This window comes from Streptomyces anatolicus, assembly GCF_019400875.1.
GTDB lineage: Bacteria > Actinomycetota > Actinomycetes > Streptomycetales > Streptomycetaceae > Streptomyces > Streptomyces anatolicus.
On record NZ_WMBF01000535.1, the window covers coordinates 1 to 4006 of the forward strand.

Here is a 4006-nt window from a genome sequence, read left to right on the forward strand (position 1 = left end):
ACCCTGCCCCACGGCCCCCTGGCCTACGGAGCCCTGACCCAAGGCCAGCTCGGCGGCGCCCTGGCCCGCCGCGACCGCGCCCTGGTTCACCACGGCGTGGCCCACGGCGTTCGCGGGCTGCTGGAGCGAGGTCTGCTGGGGCGAGGCCTGCTGAGGCACGGTCTCCGCGCCCGACGCACCGCGGTCGGCCGTGGCCGGCGGAAGGGCGAAGACGCGGCCGCTGTTGGCCTCCTCCGCGGCAGCCCTCTCCTTGGCCGCCGCCAGCGCACGCCGTGCCCGCCGCCCCGAGGGCCGAGCCGCGTCGCCATGGCCTGCCTCCACCGCGGCCAGCTCCATGCCGGACGCGGCGCCGGAAGCCTCCGACGGTCCCGAGGCCAGCGCGGGCAGCGCATGCTGCTCACCGGCCCGTCGCGCGCGGCGCCCCGTCCCGGTCGCCGGGACCGGCACGCCCTGCGGCGGCACCGCCTGACCCAACGCGGCGGATCCGGCCGCGTGTTCGGCCGCCGTCACCACGGCGCCCTCGGCGGCACTCGGCCGCCCGCGCCGCCGCCCGGTACCGCCCGAAGCACCACCAGAGGCCACCTCCGACGCGCCACCAGAGGTGACCCCCGACGCGCCACCGGCACTCTCCGAAGACCGCGCCTCCGCCACGGAGCCGCCCATGGGTCCGCCCACCGGCCCGGCCGCCACCGAACCCGGCCCACCGCCAAGCGTGGCGTCCTGGCTCCCCGGCGCACCGGCGGCCTCCGCCGCGCGGCGTCCCCTACGGCGCCCCGTGCCGGTCGGCGCGGCGGGCGCACCGGTCTCCGTACCGCCGACCGGGTCCGCCGGAATGCCGATCTCCAGGAAGGAGTCCGTCGAAGGACGCCGGGCACGCCGACGGCCGCCGCCCGTGGCGGGCGACGCCTGCTCCGGCACCGCGACCACGCCACCCGGAGCGGCGGACACAGCCGAACCGGCCCTCTCCGTAGAGCCCGCTCCGGAACCGCCCCTCTCCGTAGAGCCCGTCCCGCTCGCCCCGCTTGCCACGAGCGGTATTTCAAGTACGTACGCACTGCCGTTCATGCCCGGCACCTCGTGCGTCTGGAGCACACCGCCGTGGGCCCGCACGATGCCCCGCACGATCGGCTCGTGCACCGGGTCCCCGCCCGCGTAGGGCCCCCGGACCTCGATGCGGACGACCTCGCCGCGCTGGGCCGCGGCCACCACGATGGTCGAGTCGACGTAACCCCCCGCCGCACCCCCCGCGACAGCCGCACCCGCGCGCGTGTTGCCCGTCGCGTCGATCCCCGCCACGTCCGCGACGAGATGGGCCAGCGCGGTGGCGAGCCGGCCCGCGTCGACGACGATCTCCACCGGCGGCGCGTGCACGGCGAACTGCGCACGGCCGGGCCCGATCAGCTCGACCGCGCCCTCCACACCGGTGGCGATGACCGCGTCGAGCAGGGCCGGGGTGAGGGTCAGCTGTTCGTCGCCCGCGTCGAGCCGCTGGAAGCCGAGGACGTTGTCGACGAGGGTCGTCATCCGGGCGTACCCGGCGGAGAGGTGGTGCAGGACCTGGTTGGCCTCGGGCCACAGCTGGCCCGCGTCGTCCGCGGCGAGCGCGGCCAGTTCGCGGCGCAGCTCGTCGAGGGGCCCGCGCAGGGACGAGCCGAGGACGGCGAGGAGCTGGTCGTGCCGGGCCGCCAGCGTCTCGTACCGCGCCGTCTCGCGCTCGGCCAGCTCTTCGAAGCGGTCCTTCTCGCGCTCGGCGAGCGCCGCGTACCGCTCCTGTTCGGCGGCGAGCGCCTCCGCCCGCTGCTCCTCGGCGGCCTTGATCTCCTCGGCGCGCCGCTCCTCCGCCGCCTTGATCTCCTCGGCGTGCCGCTCGGTGGCGGCGCGGATCTCCTCCGCGTGCCGGGCGAGGGCGGCCTCGTGCTTCTCGGCCAGCTCGTCGTAGGGCCTGCGGTCGGTGAACGTCATCACCGCGCCGACCAGTTGGTCCCCGTCGCGTACGGGGGAAGTCGTCAGGTCGACCGGCACCTTGGCGCCGCTCTTGGACCACAGGACCTGCCCGCGCACCCGGTGCTTGCGCCCGGAGCGGAGGGTGTCGGCGAGCGGGGACTCCTCGTAGGGGAAGGGCTCGCCGTCGGCGCGCGAGTGCAGGACAAGCGGGTGCAGTTCCTGGCCGCCGAGGTCGCTCGCGCGGAAGCCCAGTATCTGCGCGGCGGCCGGATTGACGAGGACGACCCGGCCGTCGGTGTCCGTACCGACGACGCCCTCGGCGGCGGCCCGCAGGATCATCTCGGTCTGCCGCTGTGAACGGGCCAGTTCGGCCTCGGTGTCCACGGTGCCCGAAAGGTCCCGTACGACGAGCATCAGCAGTTCGTCGCCGGTGTAGCCGTGGTTGTCGTACGCGTGCCTGCCGTCTTCCAGCGGGGAGCTGGTGACCTCGACGGGGAACTCGGTGCCGTCCGTGCGCCGGGCGGTCATGCGCGTGGGCTTGGTGCGCCCGCGCTCGTCGATGGTGTCCGGGCGCCGCATGGAGCCGGGGATGAGCCGGGAGTCGAACTCCGGCAGCAGATCGAGCAGACCGCGCCCGACGAGTGCGGTGCCCGGTGTCTCGAACGCCTCCAGCGCGATCGCGTTCGCGTTCACCACGGTGCCGTTGGCGTTGACGAGCACCAGGGCGTCCGGGAGCGCGTCGAGTATGGCTGCGAGGCGAGCAGCGCCTCGGGATGGCCTGCTGCTCACGACGACGCTTCCTCCCTGGTTACCGCTGCTTGCCGACTCGCTCAGGCCATCTTGCCCCTCGGCCCGTGGCGTGTCACGGGAGGGAGTCTACGGGGAGTGGTTGCCCGCGCGGCGCCGGATGAGAGGGAGGTCGCACGCAGATGGTGTGAGTTTTCGGTACCGCCTGGTCACAGGAGGGTGGAGGGCGCCCTCCGGGAAACGGCGCCGGCGCCGGATCACGGCGAGGTGCGGGGCAGCACCGGGGCGAGGTTGTTCCAGCGCGAGATCTCGCAGCCGTTGGCGCGGCTGTAGCGCGCGTCGACGGGCCGTCCCTGCCAGGTGCCCGTGATGCGCGCGGTGGCGGGGCCGCCGTACTGCATCGTGCACGAGGCGTTGGTCGGCACGGGGGCGAACGGGTCGGTCCCGTACCTCGTGACCTCGTCGAGGCGTGCGCACGCCGCCGAGGCGGCCGGGTGCGAGCCGCCCGTGGGGTGGCACTTCAGTTCGAACCTGCCCTCTCCGTCGCCTCCCGAGTCCGAGACGGTGATCGTCAGCCGGTCGGTCGGGGTCTCGGCGGGGGTGACGGCGTGCGCGCTGAGGGGTGCGGTGGACAGCGCGGCGACGGAGGCGGCGGCGGTGAGGACGAGACGGCGCAGCATGGGGGCTCCACGGGGTCGGGCACGGCGGCGGACCCATGAGCGGGTCCACACCCTTTAACGCCGTTCGCCGCGTGACGTTGCGGGGCCGAGTACCGCTTTGCCGTGCGGGCCGCGCGACTAGTACCGTGGAGGACGCGATTGGTGACACCCCGCCTGGCTGTGTCATCATCTGCACGCACCCCCGCGCTCGCGCTGGTGTGCAAGCTGGAGGCGTCGCCTAGTCCGGTCTATGGCGCCGCACTGCTAATGCGGTTTGGGCCTTAAAGCCCATCGAGGGTTCAAATCCCTCCGCCTCCGCACTGTGAGCCCGAAGCCCCGGTCGTCCTCGACCGGGGCTTCGGTCGTGTCCGGGGTCTCCGCGGGGGTGCACCGGGGGCTCCCCGAAGGCTCTCCAGGGGCGTTTCCCCAGCTCAGAGCGGGTTTGGGAAACGGATTTCGCCTCACGGCGCAGGTCATGTAATGTTGTTCTCGCAACGCCGACGGGGCAGAAAAAACCCCGGAAGCACAAGCACTCGTAGCTTAACGGATAGAGCATCTGACTACGGATCAGAAGGTTGCAGGTTCGAATCCTGCCGAGTGCACAGCAGACCAGAGGCCCTGACGGGAAACCGTCAGGGCCTCTGGTCGTTTGTGCG

General features: G+C 73.5%; 2 protein-coding genes and 2 tRNA genes. 2 read left to right on the plus strand and 2 right to left on the minus strand.

From position 1 onward, the window contains the following. Positions 1-2733 (minus strand): PAS domain-containing sensor histidine kinase (locus GKQ77_RS29035; RefSeq protein WP_219692021.1); only part of this gene is annotated, 2733 nt, incomplete at its 3' end. Positions 2734-2948: 215 nt separating this feature from the next. After that, on the minus strand, positions 2949-3371 hold the full coding sequence (locus GKQ77_RS29040; protein WP_219692023.1) for an SSI family serine proteinase inhibitor: 423 nt from the start codon (positions 3369-3371) through the stop codon (positions 2949-2951). A 206-nt stretch (positions 3372-3577) separates the two neighbouring features. Here GKQ77_RS29040 and GKQ77_RS29045 point away from each other — a divergent pair. Both GKQ77_RS29045 and GKQ77_RS29050 read left to right on the plus strand, forming a co-directional pair. Further along, positions 3578-3668, plus strand: a tRNA-Ser gene (locus GKQ77_RS29045). 211 nt (positions 3669-3879) lie between these two features. Beyond that, positions 3880-3952 (plus strand) — tRNA-Arg (locus GKQ77_RS29050). The last annotated feature ends 54 nt before the right edge of the window (positions 3953-4006 follow it).

Bases quoted from the DNA above. Each gene is read 5' to 3' on its own strand.
- GKQ77_RS29040 (WP_219692023.1), bottom strand. From the start codon at position 3,371: ATGCTGCGCCGTCTCGTCCTCACCGCCGCCGCCTCCGTCGCCGCGCTG.